Source organism: Mesorhizobium sp. M2E.F.Ca.ET.209.01.1.1 (assembly GCF_004010375.2).
Taxonomy (GTDB): Bacteria; Pseudomonadota; Alphaproteobacteria; order Rhizobiales; family Rhizobiaceae; genus Mesorhizobium.
Genome location: NZ_SADP02001239.1, coordinates 1 through 287, shown reverse-complemented (window position 1 = coordinate 287; position 287 = coordinate 1). Strand labels below are relative to the sequence as shown.

The following is a 287-nucleotide window of genomic DNA, read 5'->3' as shown; positions in this document are numbered from 1 at the left end:
TGAGCGTCGCCTATGGCGCCCATGTCGTCTTACATCCGCTGACGCTCGACATCGCGCCGGGCGAGATCCTGGCGATGATCGGACCTTCCGGCTCCGGCAAGACGACGGCACTCAGGGCCGTCGCCGGTTTTGTCAGGCCGGCAAGCGGACGGATCCGCATCGGCGCCACCGACGTCACCGATCTTCCGCCCTATGAGCGGGGGCTTGGCATGGTGGTGCAGAACTACGCGCTGTTTCCGCATATGCGGGTCGAGGACAACGTCGCCTTTGGCCTGCGGGCCCAAGGC

General features: G+C 66.2%; 1 protein-coding gene. It reads left to right on the top strand.

Annotated elements, in window-relative coordinates; translation table 11 throughout:
- Window positions 1-287: ATP-binding cassette domain-containing protein (locus tag EN852_RS39895; RefSeq protein ID WP_135879980.1), on the top strand; the 287-nt coding region annotated here is incomplete at both ends.